General features: G+C 72.5%; 12 protein-coding genes. 6 read left to right on the plus strand and 6 right to left on the minus strand.

The window, feature by feature from the left end; genetic code table 11:
- The first annotated feature begins 2 nt into the window (after positions 1 to 2).
- Complete coding sequence (gene rfbC / locus ACFY2B_RS13625) at positions 3 to 611, plus strand: dTDP-4-dehydrorhamnose 3,5-epimerase (protein ID WP_376528230.1); 609 nt, start codon at positions 3 to 5, stop codon at positions 609 to 611.
- Here rfbC and ACFY2B_RS13630 read toward each other — a convergent pair.
- From ACFY2B_RS13630 to ACFY2B_RS13655, 6 genes are all read right to left on the minus strand, one after another.
- Positions 601 to 1,404, minus strand: coding sequence for a class I SAM-dependent methyltransferase (locus ACFY2B_RS13630; RefSeq protein WP_390763303.1), 804 nt, complete (start codon positions 1,402 to 1,404; stop codon positions 601 to 603). The genes rfbC and ACFY2B_RS13630 overlap by 11 nt on opposite strands.
- On the minus strand, positions 1,401 to 2,321 hold the full coding sequence (rfbD, locus tag ACFY2B_RS13635; protein WP_390763304.1) for a dTDP-4-dehydrorhamnose reductase: 921 nt from the start codon (positions 2,319 to 2,321) through the stop codon (positions 1,401 to 1,403). Before rfbD ends, ACFY2B_RS13630 begins: the two co-directional genes overlap by 4 nt.
- The gene (gene rfbB / locus ACFY2B_RS13640) at positions 2,318 to 3,289 is read right to left on the minus strand and encodes a dTDP-glucose 4,6-dehydratase (protein ID WP_390763305.1); all 972 of its coding nucleotides are present in this window, start codon (positions 3,287 to 3,289) and stop codon (positions 2,318 to 2,320) included. Before rfbB ends, rfbD begins: the two co-directional genes overlap by 4 nt.
- Positions 3,286 to 4,353: a glucose-1-phosphate thymidylyltransferase gene (locus ACFY2B_RS13645; protein ID WP_390763306.1), complete on the minus strand. Its 1,068-nt coding sequence runs from the start codon at positions 4,351 to 4,353 to the stop codon at positions 3,286 to 3,288. Before ACFY2B_RS13645 ends, rfbB begins: the two co-directional genes overlap by 4 nt.
- A 146-nt stretch (positions 4,354 to 4,499) precedes the next feature.
- A complete protein-coding gene (locus tag ACFY2B_RS13650; RefSeq protein ID WP_390763307.1) occupies positions 4,500 to 4,775 on the minus strand; it encodes a hypothetical protein in 276 nt (91 codons plus the stop codon).
- A 79-nt stretch (positions 4,776 to 4,854) separates the two neighbouring features.
- Positions 4,855 to 7,308, minus strand: a complete 2,454-nt coding sequence (locus ACFY2B_RS13655; protein ID WP_390763308.1) for a SpoIIE family protein phosphatase — start codon at positions 7,306 to 7,308, stop codon at positions 4,855 to 4,857.
- A gap of 401 nt (positions 7,309 to 7,709) precedes the next feature.
- On the opposite strand from ACFY2B_RS13655, the gene ACFY2B_RS13660 reads away from it, so the two are divergent.
- The 5 genes from ACFY2B_RS13660 to ACFY2B_RS13680 all read left to right on the plus strand — a co-directional run bounded on the left by ACFY2B_RS13660 (position 7,710) and on the right by ACFY2B_RS13680 (position 14,496).
- Positions 7,710 to 9,857: a SpoIIE family protein phosphatase gene (locus tag ACFY2B_RS13660; protein ID WP_390763309.1), complete on the plus strand. Its 2,148-nt coding sequence runs from the start codon at positions 7,710 to 7,712 to the stop codon at positions 9,855 to 9,857.
- Positions 9,858 to 10,147: 290 nt separating this feature from the next.
- Positions 10,148 to 10,561 (plus strand): PaaI family thioesterase, encoded by a 414-nt coding sequence (locus tag ACFY2B_RS13665; RefSeq protein WP_390763310.1) that lies wholly within the window; start codon positions 10,148 to 10,150, stop codon positions 10,559 to 10,561.
- A gap of 588 nt (positions 10,562 to 11,149) precedes the next feature.
- Positions 11,150 to 11,365: a type A2 lantipeptide gene (locus tag ACFY2B_RS13670; RefSeq protein WP_390763311.1), complete on the plus strand. Its 216-nt coding sequence runs from the start codon at positions 11,150 to 11,152 to the stop codon at positions 11,363 to 11,365.
- 105 nt (positions 11,366 to 11,470) lie between these two features.
- Entirely contained in the window at positions 11,471 to 12,277 is an 807-nt protein-coding gene (locus ACFY2B_RS13675) for an HlyD family efflux transporter periplasmic adaptor subunit (RefSeq protein ID WP_390763312.1), read from the plus strand.
- Positions 12,274 to 14,496 carry an NHLP family bacteriocin export ABC transporter peptidase/permease/ATPase subunit gene (locus tag ACFY2B_RS13680; RefSeq protein WP_390763313.1) on the plus strand — a complete coding sequence of 741 codons (2,223 nt, stop codon included), beginning with the start codon at positions 12,274 to 12,276 and terminating at the stop codon, positions 14,494 to 14,496. The genes ACFY2B_RS13675 and ACFY2B_RS13680 overlap by 4 nt, the downstream gene beginning before the upstream one ends.

Genomic DNA, 14,496 nt, shown 5'->3' on the forward strand with positions numbered 1-14,496 from the left:
GAGTGCGGGCACTGGAAATAGCGGGAGCCTGGGTGTTGGAGCCCAAGGTGTACCAGGACCATCGGGGCAGCTTCCACGAGTGGTTCCGGGGCGAGGAGTTCCGCGAGGCCACCGGGTACGACTGGACGCTGGCCCAGGCGAACTGCTCGGTGTCCCGGCGGGGCGTGCTGCGCGGGGTGCACTTCGCCGACGTACCGCCCGGTCAGGCCAAGTATGTGACGTGCGTGAACGGATCCGTGCTTGACGTGGTCGTGGACATCCGCGTCGGCTCCCCCACCTACGGGCAGTGGGAGGCGGTACGGCTGGACGACGCCGACCGGCACGCGGTCTTCCTGGCCGAAGGGCTCGGCCACGCGTTCATGGCGCTCACCGACGACGCGACGGTGATGTACCTGTGCTCGACCGGCTACCTGCCGGAGCGTGAGCACGGGGTGCACCCGCTCGACCCCGAGCTGGGCATCGAGTGGCCGCGGGGCATCGAGCCGGTGCTGTCCGAGAAGGACGCCGCCGCCCCCACGCTGGCCGAGGCGGAGCGGTCCGGGCTGCTTCCCAGCCACGCGGACTGCTCCGCCTTCTACGAGCGGCTGCGTTCGGGTCGGCTCAGCGACTGACGCCGAACTGCGCCACCGCGCGACGCAGCGGCTCCCAGCCGCGGGACCGCTTGGTTCCGCGGTTGCGGGCCGCCGCCAGCGGCCCCCAGAAACCGGCCGACAGCAGCGCCTGCGGCTGCGCGGCCGTCGTCCGGTCCAGGATCGCCTCGGGCACCTTCTGCGGGTCGGGCACCTCGAACTCCGCGATGATCTCGTCGTACTTGTCCTGGAGCACCGTGCTCTCCGGGTCGGCTCCGAAGACCAGGAGCTGCCCGGTGGGCGCGGTGTCGACCAGGACCGTCACGAGGTCGGGGCGGTGGCGGTTCAGGATCTCGACGAGCTTGTAGACGTCACCGGTCCAGGCGTCGGTGTGCCGGTCCCGGGCCGCCTCGTCCACGCTGCGCGGCAGCATGTCGTCGAAGACGATCACACTGGCCCAGTCCGAGTGCCGCTCGATGTTGATGAAGTCGCGCAGGGCGTACTCGAACAGGTGCATGCCATCGATGAACGACAGGTCGAGGGTGGTGCGCCGCCAGTACCCGAACGGACTGCGGTTGCGGGCCAGGTTGCGCAGCGGGTGGCGGCCGCCCCGCAGATGGGCGAGGGGGTTCTCCCGGGCGAAGAAGTCGTCGCTCGTCGCCTTGGCGAGGTGCACGTCGCAGCGGATCTCCGTGACCACCTTGAACGCGGGGTCGATCGCGATGCTGGGCACCCGGGACAGCGTCAGGCTGCGGCCGTCGTTGACGCCGATCTCCAGGTAGTTGCGGTTCGCGGTGACCTTGTGCAGCTCCCGCAGGAACTCGTGCCGTTTCACTGGGACATCTCCTTGCGGATATGGGGCAGTGCTTCGTGCAGGGCGGACCGCCAGTCGCGCAGCGGTTCCAGGCCGGCCTCCCGCCACCGGTCGTGCCCGAGGACGCTGTAGGCGGGCCGGGGAGCCGGACGGGGGAAGGCGGCGCTGCCGACGGGGCGCACCCGGTTGGGGTCCGCGCCCGCCAGCAGGAAGACCTCCTGGGCCAGTTCGTGCCAGGTGGCCTCGCCGGAACTGGTCGCGTGGAAGACACCGTGCGCGCTGCCGTCCCGGGCGAGCCGGGTGCCGAGGTCCGCGATCCGCGCGGCCACGTCCGCGCTCCAGGTCGGCTGGCCGCGCTGGTCGTCGACCACGTCGAGGGTCTCCCGGCGGGCCTCCAGGTCGAGCATCGTGCGCACGAAATTCCGGCCGTGGACGCCGTACAGCCAGGCGGTGCGGACGACGGCGCCGGCCCCCGGGAGTTCCGCGAGGACCGCCTGCTCGCCGGCGAGTTTGGTACGGCCGTAGGCGGTGCGCGGGGCCGGCGGGTGGTCCTCGGGGTAGGGCGTGATCCGGGTCCGCTCCGGCCGGGCGGGGTCGGGAGCGCGAAGGGGTGCCTCGCCACCGAAGACGTAGTCGGTGGAGACGTGGATCAGGCGGGCGCCATGGACGGCGCAGGCGCGGGCGACGAGACGCGGCCCGTCGCCGTTGACGGTGAGCGCCCGCTCCTCGTCGGTCTCGGCGTCGTCGACGGCCGTGTACGCGGCACAGTTGACGACGAGGTCCGGGCGGTGCTCCGCGAGCGCCCGGCGTACCGCGTCGGGTTCGGTGATGTCGAGGGCGGTGCGGTCCAGGCCCGTCACGTCCGCGCCGCGCCGCCGCAGTTCCTCGACCGTGTCCCGGCCGAGCATGCCGCCCGCCCCGGTGACCAGCCACCTCATCGCGTCCCCTGCTGCTTGAGCGGCTCCCACCAGGCACGCCGGTCGCGGTACCAGGCGACGGTCTCGGCAAGGCCGGCGGTGAAGTCACGCCGGGGGCGGTAGCCCAGTTCGTCGCGGGCCTTGCTCCAGTCGACCGAGTAGCGCAGGTCGTGGCCCTTGCGGTCGGCGACGTGGTCGACCCGGTCCCAGTCGGCGCCGCAGGCTTCGAGGAGCAGACCGGTGAGGTCCCGGTTGGTCAGTTCGGTGCCGCCGCCGATGTTGTAGACCTCGCCGGGGCGGCCCTTTGTCCGGACCAGTTCGATGCCCTGGCAGTGGTCGTCGACGTGCAGCCAGTCGCGGACGTTGCGCCCGTCCCCGTACAGCGGGACCCGCAGGCCGTCCAGCAGGTTGGTGACGAACAGCGGGATGACCTTCTCGGGGAACTGGTGCGGGCCGTAGTTGTTGGAGCAGCGGGTGACCCGGACGTCCAGTCCGTGGGTGCGGTGGTATGCGAGGGCGAGCAGGTCGGAGGATGCCTTGGAGGCGGAGTAGGGGGAGTTGGGGGCCAGCGGGTGGGTCTCGGGCCAGGAGCCGGACTCGATGGAGCCGTAGACCTCGTCGGTGGATATGTGCACGAACGGGCCGACACCGTGACGCAGGGCCGCGTCCAGCAGCGTCTGGGTGCCGACGACGTTGGTGAGCACGAACTCGCCCGCTCCGTCGATGGACCGGTCGACGTGCGACTCGGCGGCGAAGTGCACGACCTGGTCGGCGTCCGCCATCAGCTTGTCGACCAGTCCGGCGTCGCGGATGTCGCCCTGCACGAAGTCGAGGCGGGGGTGTGCGGCGGGAAGGTTGGTGAGCGTACCGGCGTAGGTGAGCTTGTCCAGCACCGTGATCCGGGGGGCGTGCGGCCCGTCGTCGGCGAGGAGCGCCCGGACGTAAGCGGAGCCTATGAACCCGGCGGCGCCGGTGACGAGGAGATTCATGAACAGATCTGCACCTTGCTGTGGTCTCCGAGGACGAGGTGGTGGGCACTGGGCACGGTGGTCGTGGGGGTCACCTCGACGTGCCGTCCGATCAGCGAGGACTCGATCCGGCCCACCCCCTGGATGGAGGAGTCCCGCAGCACGATGGAGAACTCCAGCTCGCTGTCGGTGATCCGGCAGTTCTCCGCGACGGAGGTGAAGGGTCCGACGTAGGAGTCGCGGACGACGGTTCCCGAGCCGATGACCGCGGGGCCGACGATCCGGGAGTTCTCTATCCGCGCTCCCGCCTCGACCACCACCCGGCCGACGGTCTCGGACCGCTCGTCCACCTCGCCGTCGATCCGCCGCTCGGCCGACTCCAGGACGGTCCGGTTGACCTCCAGCATGTCCCCGACGTTGCCGGTGTCCTTCCAGTAGCCCTCGATGAGGGTGGAGCGCACGTCGGCACGGGTGTCGATGAGGCGCTGGATGGCGTCGGTGATCTCCAGTTCGCCACGCCGGGACGGCTCTATGGCGCGTACGGCCTCGTGGACGGCGGGGCTGAACAGATAGACCCCGACCAGCGCCAGATCGCTCTTGGGCCGCTGCGGCTTCTCCTCCAGGCGCACCACCCGGCCGGAGGCGTCGAGTTCGGCGACGCCGAAGGAGCGCGGGTCGGGGACATGGGTGAGCAGGATCTGGGCGTCGGGGCGGTGCGCCTGGAACTCGTCGACGAGGGCGCTGATGCCGCCGACCACGAAGTTGTCGCCGAGGTACATCACGAAGTCGTCGTCCCCGAGGAAGTCCCGGGCGATCAGCACCGCGTGGGCCAGCCCCAGGGGCTGCGCCTGGGGGATGTAGGTGACCTTGAGCCCGAACTCCGAGCCGTCGCCGACCGCCGCCTCGATCTCCGCGGCGGTCTCGCCGACGATCATCCCGACCTCGGTGATCCCGGCGGCGGCGATGGACTCCAGCCCGTAGAACAGCACGGGCTTGTTCGCCACCGGTACGAGCTGCTTGGCCGACGTGTGCGTTATCGGCCGCAGCCGGGTACCTGCGCCGCCCGAGAGCACGAGTGCTTTCATCTGCCACACCCTATAGGTGGTCGTTCGGTTCGAACCTTCGATTCTCTTGCTGGTTGGTTAAGAAGGTACGTCCTGTGTTCTACGGAAGGTTTACGGGAGGGTACGGTCCAGCGGCACGTGGGGTTCTCGTCACCGAGCAGACACCTTCAGTCACCCTCCGGTTCGACCATGGCACGCTGCACGTCGTCCTCGATCTCGGTCAGGGACCGGCCCTCGTCCCGGGCGTACTCGCTCAGCGCGGTCTGCAGGTCCCGGGCCAGGTCGCGCCAGGCCCGCACGGCGGTCTCGTAGGTGTCGGCCTGGGTTGCGGTCAACTGGGCCTCGGCCGGGGGCCCGTAGGTCTCCCGCAGCTCCTCCACCTGGGCGTGGGCGGCATCGGCGGCGCGCCGTTTGGCGACGAGTTCTTCGAAGGTGTGCGACACGGCAAGGACCCTAGGCACGCCGCGCGCGCCACGCACCCGCGACCTGCGGGCGGAGCCGGTACCCGTACCCGTGTGGCGGTCAGTCGCCGATCATGACGTCGGCCCACACCTGCTTGCCGCCGCCCGCCGGTACGGTTCCCCACGCCGTCGACACGGCCTCCACCAGCAGGATGCCCCGGCCGCCCGTGGCCTCCCAGCCGAGGTTGGTGGGCTTGACGGGGGTGCGCGGCGAGGCGTCGGCGACGGCGGCCCGGCAGCGGCTGCCGACCAGCGTGAGGTCGAGCCGGACCGGGCCGCCGGTGTGCACGAGGGCGTTGGTGACCAGTTCGGAGACGACGAGCAGGACGGCGTCCACGGCGTCCACGGGCAGCCCCCAGGAGCGCAGGGTGCGCAGGGTGAAGCGCCGGGCGTGCCGTGCGGCCTCCGGCACCCGCCACACCGTCCAGCTCTCCCGCAGCGGGCGCACGGCCATGCCGTCGTAGCGCATCAGCAGCAGGGCCACGTCGTCGTCGCGGTGGGCGCCGCCGAGCAGGACGTCGGCGACGGAGCCCGGACGGGCCGGGTCGGCGGCGCCGAGCTTCCGGGCGAGCCGGGCCAGCCCCACGTCGATGTCGGTCTCGGCGGACTCCACCAGGCCGTCGGTGGTCAGCGCGAGCAGGCTGCCGGGCGGCAGCCGCACCGGAGTCATCGGGAACTCCGCCTGGATCACCACACCGAGCGGCGGGCCGCCCGCCACCTCCACCACCTGTGTGCTGCCGTCCGGGTGGCGCAGCACCGGCGGCACGTGGCCGGCGCGCACGAACCAGGCCGAGCCCTCCTCCAGGTCGACGTCGACGTAGCAGCAGGTGGCGAAGAGGTCCGTCTCCATCTCCAGGAGCAGCCGGTTGGCGTGCGCGACGACGACGTCCGGCGGGTGGCCCTCGGCCGCGTAGGCACGCAGCGCGGTGCGCATCTGGCCCATGAGGGTGGCGGCGACCGCATTGTGGCCCTGGACGTCGCCGATGACGAGGGCCACGTGGTTGTCGGGCAGCGGGATCACGTCGTACCAGTCGCCGCCCACCTCCAGGCCGGCGGTGGTCGGCAGATAGCGGGCGACGGCGACCGCGCCGGGCAGCCGGGGCAGACGGCGGGGCAGCACCGCGCGCTGGAGCATGCCGACCAGTTCGTGCTCGGCGTCGAAGGCGCGGACCCGCATCAGGGCCTGTCCGGCCAGGCCCGCGCAGGCGGTGAGCAGGGCGCCCTCGTCGGGTCCGAAGTCGTGCGGGTGGTCCCAGCCGATGACGCAGGCACCGGTCATGCGGCCGTCGGCGGGCAGCGGCAGCACGGCCAGGCCGCCGGGCCCGACCCCGACGAGGGCGGGTTCCAGGTCGGAGCCGGCGGGCCAGACCTGGGCGCGGCCCTCGCGCAGGGCCGCGGCGAGGGTGGGCATGGAGCGCACCGGTGCGTCGGGCCACTCGGTGCGCCACTCGGTGCGCCACAGCTCGGGCCAGGCGTCGGGCTCGGGCGGATCGAGGACGGTGACCACGAGCCGGTCGTTCTCCAGCTCGGCGAGGGCGATCCGGTCGGCCTGCAACGGTGTGCGCAGCGCCGCCACCACGGCCTGGCTGACGTCCTTGACGGTGCCCGCGGCGGCGAGGGACGCGGCCAGGCGCTGCACCCGGGCCACGTCGGTGACGTCGGAGCGGAGCGTGGAGGCGTCCGCGACGGTGCCGACGAGCCGGGCCGGGCGGCCTTCGCCCGCGGGCCGCAGCCGGCCGCGCAGCCGCAGCCACTTCGGCGGGCCGGAGGGCTGGAGGACGCGGAACTCCAGTTCGCGTTCGCCGAGGGACCTGGGGTCGGCCTCGACGGCGGACATGAGGGAGGGCAGGTCCTCGGGCACGGTCAGGGCGAGCAGCGTCTCGATCCGGCCGTCGAACGCGTTCCGGTCGATCCGGAACAGCTCCAGGATGCCCTCGCCGACCTCGGCCTGGCCGGTGTCCATGGCCAGGCTGAAGGCGTCGGCGGGCAGGTCCCCGGTCTCCCCCGGCCCGGCCGGGACGGGCGTGGTGGTCGCGGCGGCGAGCAGTTCCAGGCAAGCGCGGTCCTCGCGGTCGAAGCCGCCGGGGGCCTCGGTCACGGCGAGCAGCAGGCCGGCGCCGTCGCGCACCGGGAGGACGGCCAGGCTGACGTCCGGGGACGGGGTGCGGCGGTGCGCCTCGGGGTGGCCCGCCAGTTCCCCGGGGCCGAGCCATTGCGGGCGCCCGGTGCGGTGCGCCTCGGCGGCCGGCGAGCGGCCGGCCACGGGATGGGTGTCGCGCAGTCCGTACATCGTGCGCGGCAGTCCCGCCGACTCGGTCAGGCACAGCAGGGTGCCGTCGTCACTGAGGGTGTACAGGCCGGCGAACGCCGCGCCGGCGAGGACCAGTGCCTGTTCGAGCACGCGGTGGGTCCGGTGGGCGGTCCGGGGGTCGGCGGCGAGTGCGTCGAGGGCGGCTTCGGCACGCTCCCTCCTCGTTCCGCGCAGCGCCGCGCCGTCAGTGACCACGTCCGCCATTACAGCGCTTATGGGGCGTCCGCGCAGCCCCTGTGACCGTTCCATGGAGCCGCGGGCACGGGTTTCCCACGGTCTTTGCCGCGGCGCGCACCGACACGGACGGTCACCACACGGACGGTGACCGGCGCCGGGGCCGGTGCGCGTGCCCCCGGTGTCCCGTGCCGCCCCGCGTCTCTCCCCCGCGGCGTGCTCTTCCGATCGCCCCCACCCGCCCGTGCGCTCCGGTTCCGCACAGCCTTCTCGCTGCGGCGGCCGGGGGCATAGGCCAGGGGAAGCGGGGTACTCGTCGCCCTTCACCAGCTCGGGAGCGAGTGCCGGGGGGTGCTCTCGCCGTGCGCCGGGCGCCGCCACGAGGGAGCCTTGACCCCTGAGAAGCGTGGCGCGCCGCGTGGCGTGAGGAGGTGGTCGCCGTGTCCGAAAGGCAGACGCCCCCGCAGGCCCCCGCGCCGACCGAGCTGTGGTCCGGCCGACCGCTGCTGTCGCTGTCGCTGGCCTCGATGATGGAGCACGTCCAGGCCCACGCCGGTGCGGTCTATCTGATGGCTCCGGACGAGCCGGTGCTGGAGATGGCCGTGATGGCCGGGCTGCCGCGGGCGTTCGTGGCGCCGTGGGAGCGGATCGGGCTGAGCGCGCCGATCCCGGTGTCCGAGGCGGTGCGCGAGGGCCGGCTGGTCTGGGTGGGCGGCGAGGAGGACATGGCACGCCACTATCCGCGCATCGCCGTGGTCCTCCCCTATCCCTTCGCCCTGGCCGCGCTGCCGCTGGCGACCGCCGACGCCACCTACGGCGCGGTGTTCGTGACCTGGCCGGGGACGCACCCGCCGGAGCTGTCCGACCATGAGCGGGAGCATCTGACCCGGGCCTGCCGGCTGCTCGCGGCACGGCTGGAGCGGGCGGCGCGGGAGAACCGTCCCCCGCAGCACGAGCCCGACCTGCTGGCGGTGCCGGAGCCGGACGTGGCGAGCACGCTGGGCTCGGTCGAAGCGGCCCGGATGGTGGCCCGGCTGCCGTACGGGCTCGTCTCCCTCGACCTGCACGGCCAGGTGGGCTTCGCCAACGCCGTGGCGGCCCGGCTGCTGGGCGCCTGCGCCGACGAACTGATCGGCACCCGGCTGTGGGCGTCGGTGCCCTGGCTGAACGATCCCGTCTACGAGGACCGCTACCGGGCCGCGTTGATCAGCCAGCAACCCACCTCGTTCGTGGCGTTGCGCCCGCCGGGCGACTGGCTGTCCTTCCGCCTCTTCCCGAGCATGACGGGGCTGACCGTGTGCATCGGCAAGGCCCGTGCGGTGGCGGAGATGGAGCAGCGCACACAGCGCGACGAGAAACCGTCCCAGCTGGTGACCATCTCCCAGATACTGAGCCTGGCGGGCGCTCTGACCGAGGCGGTCGGCGTGCAGGACGTGGTGCAGCTCGTCGCGGACGAGGTCTGCCCGGCCGTGGGCAGCCAGGGCGTGGTCATCCTCGGCTCCCACGCCGGACGGCTGCACGTGCTGGGGCAGCGCGGATACCCGAACCCGCGGGCCGTCGACCAGTTCGACGGCGCGCCGCTGGCGAAACGTACTCCGGGAGCGCACGTCCTCAGAACCGGCGTGCCGGCCTTCTTCGACTCCCGGCAGCAGTTGGAGCATCTGTATCCGGGCCGGTACGAGACCCCGGACGGCTTCGGCGCCTGGGCTTTTCTTCCGTTGATCGCCTCGGGGCGCCCGGTGGGCACCTGTGTGCTCGCCTACGCTCAGCCGCATGTCTTCCCGGCGAGCGAGCGGGCCGTCCTGACCAGCCTGGGCGGGCTGATCGCGCAGGCCCTGGAGCGGGCCCGGCTCTACGACGCCAAGCACCAGCTGGCGCACGGACTGCAGGCGGCGCTGCTGCCGCACTCGCTGGTCCGGCTGCCCGGCATCGAGGCGGCCGCCCGCTATCTGCCGGCCACCCAGGGCATGGAGATCGGCGGCGACTTCTACGACCTGGTGCCGACCCTGCCGTTCCCGGCGGCGGTGATCGGCGACGTCCAGGGGCACAACGTGACCGCGGCCGGGCTGATGGGGCAGATCCGTACCGGGGTCCGCGCGTTCACCACCGGGGGCCAGCCGCCGGAGGAGGTCATGAGCAGCACCAACCGGCTGGTCATCGACCTCGGGGCGGAACTGTTCGCGAGCTGTCTGTACCTGCGTCTGGACCCGGCGCGCGAACAGGCCGTGATGGCCCGGGCGGGGCATCCGCCTCCGCTGCTGAGACGGCCGGACGGCCGGGTACGGGTGCTGGACCTGGCCGGCGGCCCGCTGCTGGGCATCGACGCGGCGGCGACGTATCCCCGCACGGACGTCGATCTCACCCGTGGTTCATTGCTGGCCCTCTACACCGACGGCCTGATCGAGGCGCCCGGCGTCGACATCGAGGACGCCCTGGCCGACCTGAGCGGGCTGCTGGCGGCGGCGGGCGATCAGCCGCTGGAGCTGCTGGCGGACGAGGTGGTAGGGCACTGCGTGGCGTCGCACGAGCGGGCCGACGACGTGGCGGTGCTCCTGCTGCGGGCGCGGCCGGAAGGCTGACCCACGGCCCGCGACCCGCGACCGCACGCGCCGCGAGCGGACCCGCCCACCGCCACCGCCTGGCCGGGCGTGCACCGCCCCGGCCGACTCGTCGGCCGATTCGACAGCCCGGCTCGTCCCGGCCGGTTCGGCAGGCCGGCTCGTCCCACGGGCTCGTCCCGCCGGTTCGGCACAGGGGTGCGGACGGGGCGGGCGGGCGGCGTGTTCCACCGCGTCGGCCGGCGCGCCGGGCGCCGCGGCGGATCGCCTGCCTCGCGTGTCGTCGGGCGCGTCCGGGAACAATCCCCCGTATGACGATGACCACCGCCGAAGCCGACAAGATCCTCTCCGCCAACTTCGCCCCCTGGGTGCTTGAACTCGGTTTGTCGGTCGAGGCGCTGGGCGAGGACCGTGCCCTCCTGCGCCTGCCCTGGTCCGAGCGGCTGTCCCGGGAGGGCGGCGGCCTGTCGGGACAGGCACTGATGGCCGCCGCCGACACCGCGACCGTGATCGCCGTCTCGGCGGCGCGCGGCGCCTTCGTCCCGATGACGACGGTGCAGCAGTCGACGTCCTTCCAGCGGGCGGTGACGGGTTCGGACGTCCTGCTGGAGGCGGTGCTCACCAAGATCGGGCGGCGGATGGCGTTCGCGGACGTCACGATGACCGACGCGGCCTCCGGCGCGCTCGCCGCCCGCGCGAGCACGGTGTACGCGCTGCTGGGCTGATGCGCGCCGATACCGCTCTGCATGCGAACTGATGCCGACGAAGCCGTTGCGGAGCGACAGCCGGCACCGGCCGGCACGCCCAGGCGGGCCCCCGACGTGGCGGATCCGTCGCCGCAACCGACACCCCCGGCCCCGCCACCAACACGCTCAGTCGCCGATCAGCAACTGTCCGTTCCGATCGATCGGCGACTTCCCTCATGCAGCGAATCTGCACATCGATTACTCAAGCGGGTCACGGGGACCCGCGGATCTGCACAACCGTGCGCCCCCTGCCGCGCCTTTGGCGAGGAGTGCCGGATTCGGCCAGGCGGAGGCAAGAGTTCGGCCACACCGATGCCGTGCGGCATGTGAAGGAGTCGCTGGCAAGCCGTGCCCACTCCTGCACCGGACGAGCCCCTATGCGACGCAAGTGCCCAGGTGGGGCCGGGGATTGATTGGAAGGGCGAGCAGCCCGCGTGCTTTGATCCATCGCACCGCGAAGGCCGTGCGGGGCTCCCGGAAACGGGCGCCCGGCGGCCGCGGCCGCGGCCGTCCCCAGAGGGGGCCGCTCTCCCCCTTATGAATACCCATACGAAGGGAAGTTCCATCATGAACTCCACCCCCCAGGTCGAGACCGCTGAGATCTCCGACGCCGAGCTGGACAACGTCTCCGGCGGCCTGATCGGTGGCGTCGTCGCCACCGCCACCGGCCTGGCGGACACGGTTCTCCCGGTTTCCGGCGTGGTCAACACCGCCGTCGGCACCGTCGAGGGTCTCACCGGCCTGAACACCCAGCCGGTCACCGGCCTGGTCTCGGGTCTCTGATCGCACCTCGTTGACGCCGAGTCCCGGAGCCGTCCTGCGGCTCCGGGACTCCGCGGTGTTCCGTGTCCGCCGTGCCAGAGTCTCTCCGCAGGTGAGGGAAGTTCCGTGCAGTTCCGCCAACAGGCCCTCGCCAAGCTCCAGTCACCCGAGGAACTGGACCTTCCGGTGCGTCTCGCCCGTCCGCAGGGCTGGCTCGCGCTCCTGGTCACGGTCCTCGTGGTGGCGGCTGCCGCCGTGTGGGCGGTGACCGGATCGGTCGCCTCCACGGTCGGCGCGCCCGCCATCCTCACGCACGGACAGGGCAGTTACATCCTGCAGAGTCCGGTCTCGGGCCAGGTCACCGCCGTACTCGCCCGACAGGGCCAGCGGCTGGCCGCCGACTCCCCCGTCCTGAAGGTCCGCACCACTCAGGGCGAATCGGTCGTGCGCACGGTCGCCCCCGGCCGGATCACCACGCTCGCCGCGACCATCGGGCAGATCATCCAGACCGGTGCCGACGTCGCCGCGGTGGAGAAGATCGCGCACGCCTCGGACCCGCTGTACGCGACCGTGTACGTGCCCGCCGAGAACGCCACCGCCATCCCCGCGAACGCCCCCGTCGACCTGACCGTGTCGTCGGTGTCCACCCAGGAGTACGGGGTGCTGCGCGGCCATGTGAAGTCGGTGGACCGCACCGCCCAGTCCGCCCAGTCGATCGCGGCGTTCCTCGGTGACAGCCAGTTGGGCGAGCAGTTCACCAAGGACGGGCGGCCGGTGGCCGTGCTGGTGCGGCTGGACACCTCGTCGGCCACCAGGAGCGGCTACCACTGGTCCTCGGCGGACGGCCCGCCGTACGCCCTGGACTCGATGACCCTGGCCACCGGCTCGATCCGGCTGGCCGACCAGCGTCCCGTCGATTGGCTGCTGCCGTGACCACCGCCCAGGAAACCCGCGGCCGACGACGCGCCGCCCCGGCCAAGCGGCCGGTCCCCAAGGCCGCGCGCAAGGCCGTCCGCACGCCGACCGTGCTGCAGATGGAGGCCGTCGAGTGCGGCGCCGCCGCGCTCGCCATGGTGCTCGGCCACTACGGGCGGCACATCCCGCTGGAGGAACTGCGCATCGCCTGCGGGGTCTCCCGCGACGGCTCACGCGCCAGCAACCTGCTGAAGGCGGCCCGCGGGTTCGGGCTGACCGCCAAGGGCATGCAGATGGACCTGGCCGCGCTCGCCGAAGTGGCGGCACCGGCCATTCTGTTCTGGGAGTTCAACCACTACGTCGTCTACGACGGCATGGGCCGCCGGTTCGGGCGGCGCGGCGTGTACATCAACGATCCCGGCAAGGGCCGCCGGTTCGTGCCCATGGAGGAGTTCGACGGCAGCTTCACCGGGGTGGTCCTGGTGCTGGAGCCCGGTGACGGCTTCACCCGGGGCGGGCGCAGGCCGGGGATCCTCGGCGCGATGCCGGCCCGGCTGCGCGGCACCGCGGGCACCCTGCCGGCGGCGGTACTGGCCAGCCTGCTGCTGGTGGCGGTGGGCGCGGCGGTGCCCGCGCTCAGCCGGACGTACATCGACATGTTCCTCATCGGCGGGCAGACCTCGCTGCTCGGCGTGCTGTTCGCGTCGATGGGCACCTGCGTGCTGCTCACGCTGATGCTGACCTGGCTCCAGCAGACCAACCTGCTGCACGGCCGGATCATCTCCTCGACCCTGTCCAGCGCCCGCTTCCTGCGCCATCTGCTGCGGCTGCCGGTGACGTTCTTCGCCCAGCGCAGCCCGGCCGACCTGGTGCAGCGGTTGCAGTCCAACGACCAGGTCGCCGAGACGCTGGCCCGGGACCTGGCGGCGGCGGGTGTGGACGCGATCGTGGTCGTGCTGTACGCCGTACTGCTGTACACGTACGACCCGCAGCTGACGTTCGTCGGCATCGGTGTGGCACTGCTCAACATCGTGGCGATGCGGTGGGTGGTGCGGCTGCGCGCGACCCGTACCGCGAAGCTGCGGGCGGACACCGCCCGGCTCACCAACACCTCGTACACCGGCCTTCAGTTGATCGAGACGATGAAGGCGACCGGCGGCGAGGACGGCTACTTCCGCAAGTGGGCCGGGCAGCACGCGACCACTCTTGAGGAACAGCAGCGGCTCGGTGTGCCCAGCGCCTGGCTGGGTGTGGTCGCGCCGACGCTGGCCACGTTCAACAGCGCGCTCATCCTGTGGATCGGCGGCCTGCGCGCGGTGGAGGGCCATATCTCGGTCGGTCTGCTGGTCGCCTTCCAGGCGCTGGTGACCCGCTTCACCGCCCCGCTGACCCGGCTCAACGGGGTGGCCGGACGCATCCAGGACTTCGCGGCGGACGTGGCCCGGCTCAAGGACGTGGAGAACTTCCGCGCCGACCCGGTGTACGACCGTCCCGGCGCGGGCGAGTCGACCCGCCGCCTGCACGGCCACGTGGAGCTGGAGAACATCTCCTTCGGCTACAGCCCGCTCGACAAGCCGCTGCTCACCGGTTTCGACCTGGCCGTCGGCCCCGGCCGGCAGGTCGCCCTGGTGGGCGGTTCGGGCAGCGGCAAGTCGACGGTCTCCCGGCTGATCGCCGGTCTGTACACCCCGTGGGAGGGGGTGATCCGCATCGACGGGCAGCGTCTCGACGACATTCCGCGCGGTTCGCTCGCCGCCTCCGTCTCCTTCGTCGACCAGGACGTGTTCCTCTTCGAGGGCACGGTCCGCGACAACGTCGCGCTGTGGGATCCGTCGGTCCCGGACGAAGCCGTGGTGGAGGCGCTGCGCGACGCGGCCCTGTACGACGTGGTGGCGCGCCGGCCGGGCGGCGTCCACAGCAGGGTCGAGCAGGACGGCCGCAACTTCTCCGGCGGTCAGCGGCAACGTCTGGAGATCGCGCGGGCGCTGGTGCGCCGGCCCAGCGTGCTGGTGCTCGACGAGGTGACGAGCGCGCTGGACGCGGAGACGGAGCTGGCCGTGATGGACAACCTGCGGCGGCGGGGCTGTGCCTGCGTGGTGATCGCGCACCGGCTCAGTACCGTGCGCGACAGCGACGAGATCGTGATGCTCCAGCACGGCACGGTCGTCGAACGCGGGCGCCACGACGATCTGGTGGCCCGCGGCGGAGCGTACGCCGCGCTGGTCAGGGAGCGGTGA

This window comes from Streptomyces sp. NPDC001270 (genome assembly GCF_042896695.1).
Classification (GTDB): domain Bacteria; phylum Actinomycetota; class Actinomycetes; order Streptomycetales; family Streptomycetaceae; genus Streptomyces.

Coding starts and splice junctions, on each gene's coding strand:
- rfbD (WP_390763304.1), bottom strand. CDS start 2,321: ATGAGGTGGCTGGTCACCGGGGCGGGCGGCATGCTCGGCCGGGACACG.
- ACFY2B_RS13665 (WP_390763310.1), top strand. CDS start 10,148: ATGACGATGACCACCGCCGAAGCCGACAAGATCCTCTCCGCCAACTTC.
- ACFY2B_RS13670 (WP_390763311.1), top strand. CDS start 11,150: ATGAACTCCACCCCCCAGGTCGAGACCGCTGAGATCTCCGACGCCGAG.
- rfbB (WP_390763305.1), bottom strand. CDS start 3,289: ATGAATCTCCTCGTCACCGGCGCCGCCGGGTTCATAGGCTCCGCTTAC.
- ACFY2B_RS13645 (WP_390763306.1), bottom strand. CDS start 4,353: ATGAAAGCACTCGTGCTCTCGGGCGGCGCAGGTACCCGGCTGCGGCCG.
- ACFY2B_RS13655 (WP_390763308.1), bottom strand. CDS start 7,308: ATGGCGGACGTGGTCACTGACGGCGCGGCGCTGCGCGGAACGAGGAGG.